This is a genomic window from Pseudomonas sp. 58 R 12, from assembly GCF_900005865.1.
Classification (GTDB): domain Bacteria; phylum Pseudomonadota; class Gammaproteobacteria; order Pseudomonadales; family Pseudomonadaceae; genus Aquipseudomonas; species Aquipseudomonas tritici.
In genome coordinates, this window is record NZ_CVTP01000028.1 from 120,848 (window position 1) to 135,761 (window position 14,914).

Consider the following 14,914-nt stretch of genomic DNA (forward strand, 5'->3'; position numbering starts at 1 on the left):
CTGCAAGCCTGACGAGGGCACTTGTTACTCGTCACGCCCTTCCATCATGGTGCGCTTGAGCATCACATACACTGCCCCCGCGCCGCCGTGGCGGGCCTGGCACGAGGTAAAGCCGAGCACCTGGGCGTGCTGGCGCAGCCAGGTGTTGACGTGGCTCTTGATCATTGGCCGCTTGCCGTCCAGGCGCACGGCTTTGCCGTGGGTAACGCGCACGCAGCGGATTTCGAATTTGGTCGCTTCGGCCAGGAAGGCCCAGAGGGTTTCGCGGGCTTTTTCCACGGTCATGCCGTGCAGGTCGAGGCTGCCTTCGAAGGGGATCTGGCCGGCCTTGAGCTTGCGCATCTGGCTTTCCTGCACGCCATCGCGAGCCCACATCAGCTCGTCTTCGGGGCCGACATCGATCACGAACTGGTCCGACAGGCCATCCACGGTGGTGGCGTCGGTGCGCACGGTCGCGGCCTGGCGCAGCTTGGCGAGCTGCGCCCGGTCGGCCTTGGGTTTGCCGGTGTCGGCGCGATCGTGCTTGATCGGCTTGACGCCGCGCAGCTCGTTTTTGAACAGGGAAAAGTCGTCGTCGTGCATGTTGGCCTCCGCGAAGGGCGGGCAGTTTACCTAAATCGCGGCGGCCAGGGCGCAGGAAACGCTATCCAAGCGCCATCAGTCGTGCTTTTTCATCAGATGCGAAGCGATGTTCAGCGACAACGGCTGGCGCATTTTCCGACGGCTGCGCCGCCACAACCATACGCCCAGCCACAACACCAACAACCCGATCACCAACAGAATCGCCGAACCGCCAGGGCTGGCATTCAGCTCGCCAAGGGCCGGCGAGTGACCAAACAGACCGGCGCCACCAGCGCCAGCCAACAGCACACCAATAATCGCCAGCAGCGCGGCAATGCCGGCCACCAGGCGCAGACGCCAGTTGCTCGGGCCCTTGGGGCGCAAGCGACGAGCATCAAAACCATCGGATATCTTCATTCCGACCTTTCCTCCAGGGTATCGGCCCTTCGACCGGACAATACACAGGTTGTTCCGGGGGGAGGGGTAAATGCGCCAAATGAAAAGGCTTTGCGGATGAGCGGGGCAATAAACACTGTCGCGCCGCTCATCAAAAGGTCGATCAGATCAGATCTTTGGTCTGCGCGAGAGTGGCAAAGTTGTCGGCCATGATCGCCATTTCAGTTTGCTGCACATGCTCGGCGCTCAGGATGCCGCCTTTGTAAGGCAGGTCACGGGTGGCGCAGGCGTCTTCCACCAGGGTGCAGCGAAAGCCCAGGTTCTTGGCGGCACGCACGGTGGTGCTGACGCTGGAGTGGCTCATGAAACCGCAGACGATCAAGTCCAGGGGGCCGAGGTCTTGCAGGTGTTTTTCCAGGCCCGTGCCGTGAAAGGCGCTGGGCAGCAGCTTGCCGATGATGGTTTCGTCGCCAAGAGGCTCGAGGCCGGGAATGAACTCACCGCGCTCGCCCTGGGGGTCAAACAGGCCACCCACGGTGCCCAGATGGCGTACATGCACGATCGGTCGCCCGGCATTGCGTGCCGCTGCAACGAGTTGCTTGATGTTTTCGACAGCCGCGTCCATGCCCGAGAGGGCGAGTGGACCGCTGAGGTATTCCTTCTGGGCGTCGATGATCACGAGAGTCGCATGGGCAAGGTTCGCTGCTGCGTAACCGCGACCGCTGAGTTGAAACATCGTCTTTGGAACGGACATTCTGGGGCTCCTGTGAGGGGGGCTTTTGCGACATTGTCCACTGGCTGAGCGGTTCTGTGAATCGCTACGATCGTAAGGTACGCCGTTGTTGACGTGCAGCCATGTCAATAGGTGGGCTTGTTTAACACAATGATGGCAATTTGCATGAATTCCGACGGGTGGCGACAGGTTTTCGTACATCGTCGGTACGGGCTAAGGCTGTTAGAATCGCCAGTCGTTTTTTCCAGGAGCTTGCCCCCGTGACCACTTCCCGCCTGCGCACCTTGCGCGACCATATCCGTTGGGCTGTCAGCCGTTTTCATGGGGAAGACCTGTTTTTTGGCCATGGCACCGACAATGCCTGGGACGATGCCCGGCAATTGGTGCTCGGTGCCTTGCACCTGCCATGGGAAATTGCCGACAGTTACCTGGATTGCAACCTGGAAGAAGAGGAAGTCGCGCACCTGCAACGGTTGCTGCACCGCCGGATCCACGAACGCGTGCCGACGCCTTATCTGATTGGCGAGGCTTGGTTCTGTGGCCTGTCGTTTATCGTCGATGAGCGCGTGCTGATCCCGCGTTCGCCGATCGGCGAGCTGATCGAAAACCGCTTCGCGCCTTGGCTGGCCCAGCCACCGGCACGCATCCTCGACCTGTGCACCGGCTCCGGCTGCATCGGCATCGCCTGTGCCTACGAGTTCCAGGACGCCGAGGTGGTGCTGGGGGACTTGTCCTTCGAAGCCCTGGAAGTGGCTAACCAGAACATCGAGCGTCATGGCGTCGATGAGCGCGTGTATACCGTACAGGGCGACGGCTTCGACGGCCTGCCGGGCCAGCGCTTTGACCTGATCGTGTCCAACCCGCCGTATGTGGATGCCGAAGACTTTGCCGACATGCCTGACGAATACCAGCACGAGCCGGAGCTGGGCCTGGCTTGCGGCGATGATGGCTTGAACCTCGTGCGGCGCATGCTGGCCGAAGCGGCGGACCACTTGACCGAGAAGGGGTTGCTGATGGTTGAAGTGGGCAACAGCCAGGTCCACGTCGAAGCGTTGTACCCGGAAGTGGATTTTGCCTGGCTGGATTTCCAGCGCGGTGGGCATGGGGTGTTTATGTTGACGGCGGAGCAGTGCCGCCAACATCAGGCGGTGTTTGCCGCCCGCGTTTAACCTAATCGCAAGATAGAAACGCGGTCAATGTGGGAGCCAGCTTCCACATGTTTGACCGCATTTCAGCGGCTGTCAGCGGTGCGTCGCAATCCAGATCAACAACCCCGCCTGAAACACCGTAAACGCCACCAGGCACGTGATGGTAAAACGTAACCCGCTGTCCTCACGCTTGAACTTGGTGACTTTTTCCTCTTCCTTGCGCAGCTTCACTTCCTGTTCCATCAGGTTCTGTTCGGCCTGTTGCAGCATCTGCGCTGCTTCAAGAATCTCCACGAACTGCACCTTCTCGGTGTTCCAGCTGTCCAGCACGTCGCTGACCTTGCCCGGCTGCACATTGCCCTTGAGGTGCTGCACGTCGGCGTAGGCCACATCAAAACCCTGGATGCGCAAGAAGTGATCGCGGCGCAGGCGTGTCGCTTCGTTCAATGCGTCCTTGTTGGACAGGTCCACGCCGTCGACGCGATAGTGCGACCACTTCTTCTTCGCCCACGCAGCGGCTTGGGCGACCAGGAAGCGGCCGATACCGCGGTTCGCCGGTTCGATTTCCAGGCTGTTGCCCGGGCCGAAGTGCACGCGGTGCTTGTCGTGGTCGACCCAGATATCCAGGTGATTCTGCTCACGGCGCACGCGCTGGCCCGGCAGTTGGATGACCATGCGCAGCAGGCTATGGTGCTTGTCATTGCGCTCGGCGTAACCGAATTGCACGAACCGCAACGGCCGCACGCCCGTGGCCCGGTCGGTGGCCAAGGGGGCCAGGCGCAGCATCTTGAAATGCTCGGCCTGAACATCCGCCCATGGCAGGGGCGCCGCGTCGACGGCCTCGGTTTTTTCAGCCGAGGTTTCGGCAGTAGGTTCCGGTGTTGCTTCAGTGGTTGTCATGCGGCGCGATCCTGTCCAAGCCCAGCAAACCGACAGTCTTTTTACTGTCGACCCTGGGCTTATCGGCCGTTTTTTCCAAGACTGGAGGCAAATTGCCGCTTAATGGGGTTGAAGTCCGTCGATAAAACGCACCAGGCGACTGCCCAGCTCAGCGGCAAGTGGCAATTGCGGGTCGTTGTAGGAGGCCAATTGCTGTTTCACGTCGTTGGGCACGATGCGCATCACGTGGTTCATGCCCTCGATCACCGCAAGCTGGGCGTCGGGCTTGGCCTTTTTTAGTTGCTGGGCATCGCCCACACCGACTTGGATGTCGTTGGTGCCCTGGATGATCAGCGCTGGCATGCCCAGCTTGGCGAAGGCGGCCGACGGATCGGCGCGAAACAGACTGATCAGATACGGCTGCACACTGGGTCGGAAAATGCCTTCCAGTGGGCCAGGCACATCCATATCCATTTGGCCTGCCTTGAGGTGATCGAGGATCTGATTGCTGCGCAGCAGCAGGGCAGGCGGCAGGTGATCGGCCAACTGTTGGCGGATCACCTGGTCAACCGGGCGTGCGCTGCCGGACAGGGAGATCACGCTGGCGGGGTCCAGTTGCGGCGCGGCGAGGGCTGCTACCAGGGCGCCTTCACTGTGACCGAGCACAATCAGGGGGCCCATGCGTTTGTCGGCTTTGAGCCGTTTGCCCCAGGCCACGGCGTCCGCGACATAAGCGTCCAGGGTCAGGTTGCGCTCATCCGGCGTGGCGGCCAGGCTGGCAGCCACGCCACGCTTGTCGTAGCGCACGCTGGCGATGTTATGCCGCGCCAGCACCCAGGCCAGGCGCTTGAGGCTGTCGTTGCGCGCGCCGTCGGCACTGTTGCCGTTGCGGTCGGTGGGGCCGGAGCCGGCAATGATCAGCACCACGGGTACTGGCTTGTCGGATTTGGGCAGTAGGAGTGAACCAAACAGCTCGCCGCTACCGGTGTCCAGGCTTATGGGGCGTTGCAACACAACGGGGGAGGCGGCAAAGCCAAGACTGGAAAACAGGGTAAGGGTCAACAGTAGAACTCGCAGCATCATCGCGCCATCATCAGAGAGGTGCCGGTTGGACCAAGGTCTACCTGTAAGGTTTCGAGGATGAACTAGTCGGTTGGCCTGCGTATACTGGCGGCCTTAAGTTATTACAGTTGACTTGATTCAACTGATTTCACGGAGCGCCCTGCATGTCCGGCAATACCTTCGGCAAGCTGTTCACTGTCACCACCGCGGGCGAAAGCCATGGCCCGGCGTTGGTCGCCATTGTCGACGGCTGCCCGCCTGGCCTCGAGCTGTCCGTGGCAGACTTGCAGCGTGACCTCGATCGTCGCAAACCCGGCACCAGCCGCCACACCACCCAGCGCCAGGAGCCCGACGAAGTCGAGATTCTTTCCGGCGTGTTCGAAGGGCGTACCACCGGCTGTTCCATCGGCTTGCTGATCCGCAACACCGACCAGAAGTCCAAGGACTACTCGGCGATCAAGGACCTGTTCCGCCCGGCCCACGCCGATTACACCTACCACCACAAATACGGCGAACGCGACTACCGTGGCGGTGGCCGCAGCTCGGCCCGCGAAACCGCCATGCGTGTGGCTGCCGGCGCCATTGCCAAGAAATACCTGGCGACCCAGGGCATCGTGATCCGCGGCTACATGAGCCAGCTGGGCCCGATTGAAATCCCGTTCAAGACCTGGGACAGCGTGGAAGACAACGCTTTCTTCAGCCCCGACCCGGACAAGGTGCCGGAACTGGAAGCCTACATGGACCAGTTGCGCCGCGACCAGGATTCGGTCGGCGCCAAGATCACCGTAGTTGCCGAAGGCGTTAAACCGGGCCTGGGCGAACCGATCTTCGACCGCCTCGACGCCGAACTGGCCCACGCGCTGATGAGCATCAACGCCGTCAAAGGCGTGGAAATCGGCGCCGGCTTCGCGTGCGTGTCCCAGCGCGGCACCGAGCATCGCGACGAGCTGACTCCGCAAGGTTTTCTCAGCAACAACGCGGGCGGCATCCTCGGCGGTATATCCTCCGGCCAGCCGATCGTTGCGCACCTGGCGCTCAAGGCGACCTCAAGCATCACCACACCGGGCCGTTCGATTGATGTGCACGGCAACCCGGTGGACGTGATCACCAAGGGCCGCCACGACCCCTGCGTCGGCATCCGCGCCACGCCGATTGCCGAAGCGATGATGGCCATCGTGTTGATGGACCACCTGCTGCGCAACCGTGGTCAAAATGCCGACGTCCACGTAACCACCCCGGTGCTGGGCCAGCTGTGACAGCTTGTTGTAGTGAGCGAGCTTGCTCGCGCTGGGCCGCGAAGCGGCCCCCTGCATGACATCCCCTCTCCCATACTGGCGCCTCTCCAGCTTCTACCTGTTCTACTTCGCCCTGCTTGGGGCGACAGCGCCGTTCCTCGCGTTGTACTTCGATCACCTTGGCTTCTCCAGCGCGCGCATCGGCGAGCTGGTGGCCATCCCCATGCTGATGCGCTGCGTGGCGCCCAACCTGTGGGGCTGGCTGGGTGACTATACCGGCCAGCGCCTGGCCATCGTGCGCGTTGGCGCGGTGTGCACCCTGGCGAGTTTTTCGCTGATCTTCGTCAGTCATACCTACGCCTGGCTGGCGCTGGTGATGGCGCTGCATGCGTTCTTCTGGCACGCAGTGCTGCCGCAGTTTGAAGTGATCACGCTCGCACACCTGCACAAACAAACCTCGCGCTACAGCCAGATCCGCCTCTGGGGCTCTATTGGTTTTATCCTCACCGTGGTCATCATGGGCCGCCTGTTCGACTGGCTGAGCCTGGACATCTACCCGGTGGTGGTTGTGGTGATCATGGCCGGCATCATCGGCGCCAGCCTGTGGGTGCCGAACGCGCAGCCCGCGACCCAGGGTAATCGCCTGGCAGGCGAGGGGTTCCTGAAACAATTGCGCAGCCCGGGCGTCTTGGCGTTTTACGCCTGTGTGGCGTTGATGCAAATGAGCCACGGCCCGTACTACACCTTTCTCACCCTGCACCTAGAACACCTGGGTTACAGCCGTGGTGTGATCGGCCTGTTGTGGGCGTTGGGTGTCGTGGCGGAAGTGCTGATGTTCCTCGCCATGAGTCGTATCCTCTCGCGCTTTTCGGTACGCCGGGTGTTGCTCGCCAGTTTCCTGCTGGCGGCGCTGCGCTGGCTGTTGTTGGGTTCGTTTGCCGAATTTTTCTGGGTGCTGTTGCTGGCGCAGGTGATGCACGCCGCCACCTTCGGCAGCTTTCACGCGGCAGCGATTGCCTTTGTGCAGCGCAGTTTTGGCGACAAACAACAAGGCCAGGGCCAGGCACTGTATGCCGCCCTCGCCGGTACCGGCGGTGCGCTGGGCGCGCTGTATTCGGGCTACAGTTGGAACCTGTTGGGGCCGACCCTGACCTTCAGCATCGCCAGCGTGGCCGCCCTGGCCGCCGCCGTTATCATCGGTCTTCGATTGCAAGAGCAGAACCAAGGAACCCTCCAATGAGCTACGTCGCTGTCTACTCCGTCGCTACACCGGACACTCCGAACAAGGTCTTGACCCATTTCGATGACATCGCCGCGACCCTGGCCGAGCATGGCGTGCGCTTTGAGCGCTGGCAGCCGAGCCCGATTGAGCAGGGTGCCAGCGATGCTGAACTGATCGCGGCGTATCAGACGCAGATCGATGCTCTCGGCTACGGCTCTGTAGAGGTGCTGCGCGTTACCGGCGATCACGCGCAAAAGTCTGAACAGCGTGCACAGTTTTTGGACGAGCGCCGCTACAGTGAAGACGATGGGCGTTTTTTCATTGCTGGCCAGGGCCTGTTCGCCCTGCACATTGGCGACTACGTGTACGCCGTGCGTTGCGAGAAAAACGACCTGCTGGTGATTCCCGCCGGTATTGCGCACTGGTTTGACATGGGTGAGAACCCGCACGTCGTAGCGTTGCGGTTGTTCAATACGGAGAAAGGGTGGGTACCTGAATTCACAGGTGATGGTATTGCCCGGCGTTTTCCCGGTTTGGACGATTAATTGCGGCCCATCAGAAACTTCAACCCCCGTACGTTGGAAGTTCCTGTGGGAAGAAACTTAAACTTCTGTAGGGGATTGCTGTTTATTTCCGGGCCTGCGCCTTAATACCATTCCTTATGTAACTCTCTCCGGCATTAGCGTTTATGTCACCTGTCAATAGGAGGAATCCGAAGGGTGATAAGACGTCGACCAATAACATGGAGAGAATGCAATGAGAGGCCCGAGGGAATCGTTTCTACCGCCGTATTCGGTACCCAATGCTGTCAGGCGACGCATTAACCTGGCGGGCAAGTCGCTGACCCCGACAGAATTGGAAATATTGCGCTGGGCCTCGGAAGGCAAGACTGTGTGGGAGATCAGTAAGATACGCGCCACGTCAGAAGCCACGGTAAAATTCCACTTGCGCAATATCTACGGCAAGTTGGAAGTGACCAACCGCGTGCAGGCAATGAATGAAGCCGCCCGTCAGGGGCTTTGCTGAAGGCATAAAAAAGGGCCGTGACACTCAACAGTGTCGCGGCCCTTTACTTTGTCTGAGGCTTAAGCCGAATGGTACGTCGGCAGGGCAAAGCGGTTTTGGCTCTGCAACATCGAAATCTGCGGCAGGTCGCTGGCTTGTTCGGCGAGGTCGCGGCGAATGGCGCTGATCACCCAGGTCAATTGGTCGGCAGTGTGCAACTGCTGGTAGGAGATCGAGCGTTTCACCTGTTTGCCTTCGCTGTTGCGCAGGGTCAACAGGATGCCGCCGTCAGGACGTGGCTGAGTGGTGACGTCGTAGTTGGAGAATACTGAAGCGAATTTATCTTGGATCAGGCTCATGTCTATCAGCTCCGTTGGCTCAAGTTGGCAAGCATGGAGTGATAGGTGCAGTGATTGTGCCAGCTACTAGTTTATAAAAATATCCTTATAAATCAGTTAGTTGTAAAAATTCAGAAATTTCAGTTTCGTGCAATTTGCATGAATGGCCATCATGCATCCTGCATTTTGCGTTGTTCATCAGGCCTGAACAGGGGCCCCATCAGTTTTAAAGACTGCCTGCGCGTCGCTAAATTCCATTTTTCCGCGGTCGCTCATCGGGATACAAAACTTTTCAAATCCTGCGTGTACAGCCGAAGAGGCGCTGACGTACTTTCCTGCAAGGTTTACGAAGAATAAGAAAAAGGACGTTCCCATGAGCCATCCGCGAAACGACATGATCACTTGGGGCATGATGTTGCGTAAGGTGCCTGCCATTGTTCGTGCGCTACCACGCGTGGTACGCGGCATGCGTGCCGCCAATGTCACAGACCCGCAGCAACCCTGCGGCCTGGGCTGGCACTTTGAACAAGCCACCTTGCGTAACCCGGATGGCGCCGCCTTGTTGTACGCCGACCGCGTCCTCAGCTACACCGAAGCCAACCAACGCGCCAACCGCATTGCCCATCACCTGCAAGGCCAGGGCATCGGCAAGGGTGATGTAGTCGCGATGTTTATCGAAAACCGTCCCGAACTGCTGCTTAACGTGTTGGCGGTGGCCAAGCTGGGCGGCATCTGCGCCATGCTCAATACGGCGCAAACCCAAGCGGCGCTGGTGCACAGCCTTAACCTGGTGAACCCCGTGGCGATTGTGGTGGGGGCGGAATTGGTGGCCGCCTATGAAGTCGTGCGTAATGAGGTGGCGATCGAGGCAACACGCACTTGGTATGTCGCCGAGCAACACGGCAGTACAGTGCCGCACGGTTACATCGACCTGATCGCTGCCAGCGCCGAGAGCCCGGCGACTAACCCGGCGAGCACCGCGCAGATTTTCTTCAACGACCCCTGCTTTTATATCTACACCTCCGGCACCACGGGCCTGCCCAAGGCCGGCATCATGAAGCACGGCCGCTGGACCAAGACCGCCGTCAGCTTCGGCAGCATTGCCTTGGACATGGGCCCGGACGACGTCCTCTATTGCACGCTGCCGCTCTATCACGCCACCGGCCTGTGCGTGTGCTGGGGCTCGGCGATTGTCGGAGCGTCGGGGTTTGCCATCCGGCGTAAGTTCAGTGCCAGCCAGTTCTGGGACGACGTGCGTAGATTCAAGGCGACCACCCTCGGTTATGTCGGTGAGTTGTGCCGTTACCTGCTCGACCAGCCAGCCAGCGAAAACGATCGTGATCACCGCGTGACCAAGATGGTCGGCAATGGCCTGCGTCCTGGCGTGTGGGCGCCTTTCAAGGCGCGTTACGGCGTCGATCATGTGTGCGAGTTGTATGCCGCCAGCGACGGCAATATCGGCTTCACCAACGTCTTGAACTTCGACAATACCGTCGGCTTTTGCCTGCAGCACTGGGCGCTGGTGGACTGCACCCACGATACGGGTGAGCCGCTACGCGGCAGCGATGGTTTCCTGCACAAAGTGAAGACAGGCGGACAGGGATTGTTGCTGGCCAGGATCGATGAAAAGTCGCCTTATGATGGCTACACCGACCCGGAAAAGAACCGCAAAGTGATCCTCACCGATGTGTTCGAGAAGGGCGACCGCTACTTCAACACCGGCGATCTGGTGCGCAGCATTGGCTTTGGCCATGCGCAATTCGTCGACCGTCTAGGGGATACCTATCGCTGGAAGGGCGAAAACGTCTCCACCACTGAAGTTGAGAATGTCCTGCTGCAACATCCGCAGATCGCCGAGGTCGTGGCTTATGGTGTGGAAATCGAAAACACCAACGGCCGTGCCGGCATGGTCGCCATTACCCCGAGCGAGTCCCTGGCCGCCCTCGATATGCGCGAGTTGCTGCAGTTCGCCCACGGCCAGTTGCCGCACTATGCGGTGCCGTTGTTCCTGCGGATCAAGGTGAAGATGGAAACCACCGGCACCTTCAAATACCAGAAGGTGCGGCTCAAGGAGGAGGCGTTCGACCCGGACAAGGCAGGCAATGATCCGGTGTACGCCTGGCTGCCGGGTTCGGACTGCTATGTCCCGGTGACGGGGCCATTGTTGGCGCAGATCCAGGCCGGCCATTTCCGTTATTAACTGTAGCGTTATTGATTCTGCCTATGGCGCCTTTTGACAAAAAAGCCATGACAGGTGGGAACTCCCTCGCGACACTGGCGCCTATTCAGTATCAGGACAAGGAGCCCCACATGTCAGATCAACCCAAACAAATGACCGATGATGAAGCCGCCGAATTTGCCGAGCAGGTCTTTGACGTCGCCCGCAAAGGCGACGCCGCCATGCTCGCCGCGCTGCTGGCCAAAGGCTTGCCAGCCAATTTTCGTAACCATAACGGCGACACCCTGTTGATGCTCGCGGCCTACCACGGCCATGCCGAAGCGGTAAAAGTCCTGCTGGAGTTCAAGGCTGACCCGCTGATCGCCAATGATAAGAACCAGTTGCCGATCGCCGGAGCTGCGTTCAAGGGCAACTTGCCGGTGGTTCAGGCGCTGATCGAAGGTGGCGCGCCAGTGGACGCCTCCTCCTCGGACGGCCGTACCGCCTTGATGATGGCGGCAATGTTCAACCGCGTGGAGATGGTCGACTACCTGCTCGGCCAGGGCGCCAACCCCAAGGCGACGGATGCCCAGGGCGCGACGGCGTTGGCGGCGGCGCAGACCATGGGCGCAGTGGATACGGCGGCGCAGTTGCAGAAACTGGTGTAGGCTACGCGCCCTGAAAAACCAGCCCGCTACAGGACCATGCCCATGAAAACCGCCCTCGTCGAACTCATCAGCAAAATCAGCGCCGGCGTCATGGGCGAGGACGAAGTGGCGCGTATCGCCGATGAAGCGGCCCAGGCCTACGCGGACCCGGCGGCGTTTCTGGCGGTCAACCCGGACATCAACTACGACGATACCTTCCCGATTCCTTTGGGTGAATGGATCGTGGTCGGCAGCCTGCCGGACACCGTGTTGTTCCAGGCCGACACCTACGGCGACCTGTTCGCGCAGATCGTCGCTTCGTTCGGCCCAGGCGTGGCGTTCAACCTCAAGCCCAAGCAACTGGCCAAGACCGAAGACCTGACTGCACTGAACCGCATCCAGATCCAGATGAGTGCCCTCAGCCCGGAAGATGGCGGCTACGTGTTGCTCAACTTCAGCCAACTGTTGGACGACGAGATCCAGGCCGTGCTCGTCTACGGCAACGACCTGCCGCGTGTGCTGGCGTTGTGCGCCGAAGTCGGCATCAAGGGCGAGCCGTCCCTGGAAGCGCTGAAGATCGCCGTGCACGTCTGAAATAAAACGGAACCCCGGCCAGGGCTGACTATCCTACAAGGGCATGCCCTCACTTAGGAGCAACACCATGGGTTCGACTTTTAATGGCCTGATCGGGCTGATCATCCTGGCGCTGGATATCTGGGCGATCATCAATGTATTCAAAAGCGGTGCCAGCACGGGCGCCAAGGTGCTGTGGATTTTGCTGATCCTGTTGTTGCCGGTGCTGGGCTTGATCATTTGGGCAATCGCCGGGCCGCGTGGCAACGTGCGGATCTGACGGTAAAACTGCCCACTCAACATAGAGTGGCCGTAGTCAATGTGGGAGGGGGGCAAGCCCCCTCCCACATTTTTTTGTGTCGAAATATTCGCTGTACAGAATTTTCACACAGCCTTCCGGACAATTCCCTTCGCTTTGTTTCCTTGTAGGACGGCTCTGTCGCCGGCCGGCGAAAGCACTACAAAGAAGTGTTTTTCCTCAGTAATCAATAGCGTTGATGGCATTCATCGGGCACCATTTGCGCCAACGCGCTTACCCCCCCGTTCCTACACGCTTGGGCGTGGGCAGGATGCCGCAGCAATATTTCGCAACTTAAACTTCCAATGGGTCCTAAAACGACATGGCAAACCCGGACGCCCTGAATCAGCAGCGAGCTTCAAATCGCCTGCTGCAACCGACCGTCAAATCCCATCTGGCATACACGCTGCTCTGCGCACTGGTCATGATGGTGATGTTCTCCCTGCTGCGCCTGGCGCTGCTGGTGTACAACCGCGAGATGATCCTCGACACGCCGGCCTCGACCTTCCTTGAAGCGTTCGCCAACGGCCTGCGCCTAGACCTGCGCCTGGTGGTGTACCTGATCATCCCATTGCTGTTGGCACTGTTCAGCGTACGGGCGATGGCTGCTCGCGGGTTCTTCCGTTTCTGGCTGACTGTGGCGTCCAGCATCGCGCTGTTCCTGGGCCTGATGGAAATGGACTTCTATCGCGAGTTCCACCAGCGCCTCAACGGCCTGGTGTTCCAGTACGTGAAAGAAGACCCGAAAACCGTGATGAGCATGCTCTGGTACGGTTTCCCGGTGGTGCGCTACCTGCTGGCCTGGGCCGTGGGCACGCTGATCCTGAGCATCGCCTTTAAAGGTGCAGACCGTGCAACGCGCCCACGCGGGCCGTTCAGCGGTGGCAGCATCGGCACCCGCCAAGTAGCGCCGTGGTACACGCGTATTGCGGTGTTCGTGGTCTGCCTGTTGGTCGCTGTAATCGCCGCACGTGGCACCCTGCGCCAAGGCCCGCCGCTGCGTTGGGGTGACGTCTACACCACCGACTCGAACTTCGCCAACCAACTGGGCCTGAATGGCACGTTGTCACTGGTCGGCGCGGCCAAGGCACGGTTCTCCGAGCATCGTGATAACACCTGGAAGGCGACGCTGGAACAGCCGTTGGCGACCCAGACTGTGCGCGACATGCTGGTGCTGCCGATGGAAAAACTGGTGGATACCGACACCGCCGCCGTGCGCCGTGAGTTCACCCCACCGGCAGAGAAAACCCTGCCGATCAAGAACGTCGTGGTGATCCTGATGGAAAGCTTCGCCGGTCACTCGGTGGGCGCCCTGGGTCGTCCGGGTAACATCACGCCGTACTTCGACAAACTGTCCAAGGAAGGCCTGTTGTTCGACCGCTTTTTCTCCAACGGCACGCACACTCACCAGGGAATGTTCGCCACCATGGCGTGTTTCCCCAACCTGCCGGCGTTCGAATACCTGATGCAGACCCCGGAAGGCAGCCACAAGCTGTCAGGCCTGCCGCAGTTGCTCAGCGCGCGCAAGTTTGACGACGTGTATGTCTACAACGGTGACTTCGCCTGGGATAACCAATCGGGCTTCTTCAGCAACCAGGGCATGACCAACTTCATTGGTCGCAACGACTTCGTTGACCCGGTGTTCTCCGACCCGACGTGGGGCGTGTCCGATCAGGACATGTTCAACCGTGGCCTGGAAGAGCTGAAAGCCCGCGAAGGTGGCAAGCCGTTCTATGCCTTGCTGCAAACCTTGTCCAACCACACGCCGTATGCCTTGCCGACGCCATTGCCGGTCGAGAAGGTCACGGGGCGTGGCAGCCTCGACGAGCATTTGACGGCGATGCGCTACTCCGACTGGGCCTTGGGCCAGTTCTTTGAAAAGGCCCGCAAGGAGCCGTACTTCAAGGAAACCTTGTTCGTGATTGTCGGCGACCACGGCTTTGGCAACGAACAGCAGATCACCGAAATGGACCTGGGTCGCTTCAATGTGCCGATGCTGATGATCGCACCGGGCATGCAGGAGAAGTTCGGCGAGCGTGACCACACCGTGGGCACCCAGATCGACATCGTGCCGACCATCATGGGCCGCCTGGGTGGCGAAACCCTGCACCAGTGCTGGGGGCGCGACCTGCTGAACCTGCCGGAAGGCGATAAAGGCTTCGGCGTGATCAAACCGTCGGGCAGCGACCAGACAGTGGCGCTGGTTACCGGCGATCGCATTCTGGTGCTGCCGAAGGAAATGCCACCCAAGCTTTGGGAATATGAGCTGGGCGCCAATCCGACCGGTAAGGTGATTCCTGAATCGCCGGACGAGGGGGCATTGAGGCAGAAACTTGAGTCGTTCCTACAGACGGCGACCAAGAGCCTGTTGGATAACACTGCCGGTGTGGTTGACGGCAAGCCGGACTAATTAACCGGCAATAAAAAAGAGGCCTTTTTCAAGGCCTCTTTTTTTGCTGTTTTTTTGCTACCAGGGCTTTATATCCGGCCGAGCAACATCAACACCAGCAGCACTACCAATACCACCCCGAGGATACCCGACGGGCCGTAACCCCAGTTACGTGAGTGAGGGAACACTGGCAGACCACCGACCAGCAGGAGGATCAGGATAATGATCAGAATGAGGCTCATGGTTTTTTCCTTATTGGCTTTCTGCAAA

General features: G+C 59.9%; 17 protein-coding genes. 10 read left to right on the top strand and 7 right to left on the bottom strand.

Annotated features, from left to right (window positions below; all coding sequences use genetic code 11):
- Positions 1-24: 24 nt before the first annotated feature.
- The 3 genes from BFP95_RS24825 to BFP95_RS24835 all read right to left on the bottom strand — a co-directional run bounded on the left by BFP95_RS24825 (position 25) and on the right by BFP95_RS24835 (position 1,711).
- Positions 25-582, bottom strand: coding sequence for a Smr/MutS family protein (locus tag BFP95_RS24825; RefSeq protein ID WP_065873332.1), 558 nt, complete (start codon positions 580-582; stop codon positions 25-27).
- A 75-nt stretch (positions 583-657) separates the two neighbouring features.
- A complete protein-coding gene (locus BFP95_RS24830) occupies positions 658-978 on the bottom strand; it encodes a hypothetical protein (RefSeq protein ID WP_065873331.1) in 321 nt (106 codons plus the stop codon).
- Between the two features lie 142 nt (positions 979-1,120).
- Positions 1,121-1,711 (bottom strand): cysteine hydrolase family protein, encoded by a 591-nt coding sequence (locus BFP95_RS24835; protein WP_065880816.1) that lies wholly within the window; start codon positions 1,709-1,711, stop codon positions 1,121-1,123.
- A gap of 239 nt (positions 1,712-1,950) precedes the next feature.
- Here BFP95_RS24835 and prmB point away from each other — a divergent pair, with 239 nt between their 5' ends.
- Entirely contained in the window at positions 1,951-2,859 is a 909-nt protein-coding gene (prmB, locus tag BFP95_RS24840; protein WP_065873330.1) for a 50S ribosomal protein L3 N(5)-glutamine methyltransferase, read from the top strand.
- Positions 2,860-2,931: 72 nt separating this feature from the next.
- On the opposite strand, the gene BFP95_RS24845 is transcribed toward prmB, so the two are convergent.
- Positions 2,932-3,738 carry a hypothetical protein gene (locus BFP95_RS24845; RefSeq protein WP_065880818.1) on the bottom strand — a complete coding sequence of 269 codons (807 nt, stop codon included), beginning with the start codon at positions 3,736-3,738 and terminating at the stop codon, positions 2,932-2,934.
- A gap of 99 nt (positions 3,739-3,837) precedes the next feature.
- A complete protein-coding gene (locus BFP95_RS24850) occupies positions 3,838-4,800 on the bottom strand; it encodes an alpha/beta hydrolase (RefSeq protein WP_065910856.1) in 963 nt (320 codons plus the stop codon).
- A gap of 143 nt (positions 4,801-4,943) precedes the next feature.
- Between BFP95_RS24850 and aroC the strand changes: the two genes are divergently transcribed.
- The 4 genes from aroC to BFP95_RS24870 all read left to right on the top strand — a co-directional run bounded on the left by aroC (position 4,944) and on the right by BFP95_RS24870 (position 8,262).
- Positions 4,944-6,035 (top strand): chorismate synthase, encoded by a 1,092-nt coding sequence (gene aroC, locus BFP95_RS24855; RefSeq protein WP_049712231.1) that lies wholly within the window; start codon positions 4,944-4,946, stop codon positions 6,033-6,035.
- A gap of 55 nt (positions 6,036-6,090) precedes the next feature.
- On the top strand, positions 6,091-7,254 hold the full coding sequence (locus BFP95_RS24860) for an MFS transporter (protein ID WP_065873419.1): 1,164 nt from the start codon (positions 6,091-6,093) through the stop codon (positions 7,252-7,254).
- Positions 7,251-7,781, top strand: coding sequence for a 1,2-dihydroxy-3-keto-5-methylthiopentene dioxygenase (locus BFP95_RS24865; protein WP_065873327.1), 531 nt, complete (start codon positions 7,251-7,253; stop codon positions 7,779-7,781). The genes BFP95_RS24860 and BFP95_RS24865 overlap by 4 nt, the downstream gene beginning before the upstream one ends.
- A 211-nt stretch (positions 7,782-7,992) precedes the next feature.
- Positions 7,993-8,262, top strand: coding sequence for a response regulator transcription factor (locus tag BFP95_RS24870; protein WP_049712233.1), 270 nt, complete (start codon positions 7,993-7,995; stop codon positions 8,260-8,262).
- Between the two features lie 59 nt (positions 8,263-8,321).
- Here BFP95_RS24870 and BFP95_RS24875 read toward each other — a convergent pair whose 3' ends face one another.
- Positions 8,322-8,600: a DUF3509 domain-containing protein gene (locus BFP95_RS24875; protein WP_010208870.1), complete on the bottom strand. Its 279-nt coding sequence runs from the start codon at positions 8,598-8,600 to the stop codon at positions 8,322-8,324.
- A gap of 352 nt (positions 8,601-8,952) precedes the next feature.
- Here BFP95_RS24875 and BFP95_RS24880 point away from each other — a divergent pair, with 352 nt between their 5' ends.
- From BFP95_RS24880 to BFP95_RS24900, 5 genes are all read left to right on the top strand, one after another.
- Positions 8,953-10,779, top strand: coding sequence for a long-chain-acyl-CoA synthetase (locus BFP95_RS24880; RefSeq protein ID WP_065891060.1), 1,827 nt, complete (start codon positions 8,953-8,955; stop codon positions 10,777-10,779).
- Positions 10,780-10,889: 110 nt separating this feature from the next.
- Positions 10,890-11,405, top strand: a complete 516-nt coding sequence (locus BFP95_RS24885; protein WP_065873325.1) for an ankyrin repeat domain-containing protein — start codon at positions 10,890-10,892, stop codon at positions 11,403-11,405.
- A gap of 42 nt (positions 11,406-11,447) precedes the next feature.
- The gene (locus BFP95_RS24890; RefSeq protein ID WP_065873324.1) at positions 11,448-11,978 is read left to right on the top strand and encodes a hypothetical protein; all 531 of its coding nucleotides are present in this window, start codon (positions 11,448-11,450) and stop codon (positions 11,976-11,978) included.
- Between the two features lie 67 nt (positions 11,979-12,045).
- Complete coding sequence (locus tag BFP95_RS24895; RefSeq protein WP_003172956.1) at positions 12,046-12,237, top strand: PLDc N-terminal domain-containing protein; 192 nt, start codon at positions 12,046-12,048, stop codon at positions 12,235-12,237.
- 340 nt (positions 12,238-12,577) lie between these two features.
- Positions 12,578-14,665 carry an LTA synthase family protein gene (locus BFP95_RS24900; protein WP_065873323.1) on the top strand — a complete coding sequence of 696 codons (2,088 nt, stop codon included), beginning with the start codon at positions 12,578-12,580 and terminating at the stop codon, positions 14,663-14,665.
- Positions 14,666-14,733: 68 nt separating this feature from the next.
- Here the strand turns inward: BFP95_RS24900 and BFP95_RS24905 are convergent, their stop codons facing one another.
- Entirely contained in the window at positions 14,734-14,886 is a 153-nt protein-coding gene (locus tag BFP95_RS24905) for a DUF3309 family protein (RefSeq protein ID WP_065873322.1), read from the bottom strand.
- Between the last annotated feature and the right edge of the window lie 28 nt (positions 14,887-14,914).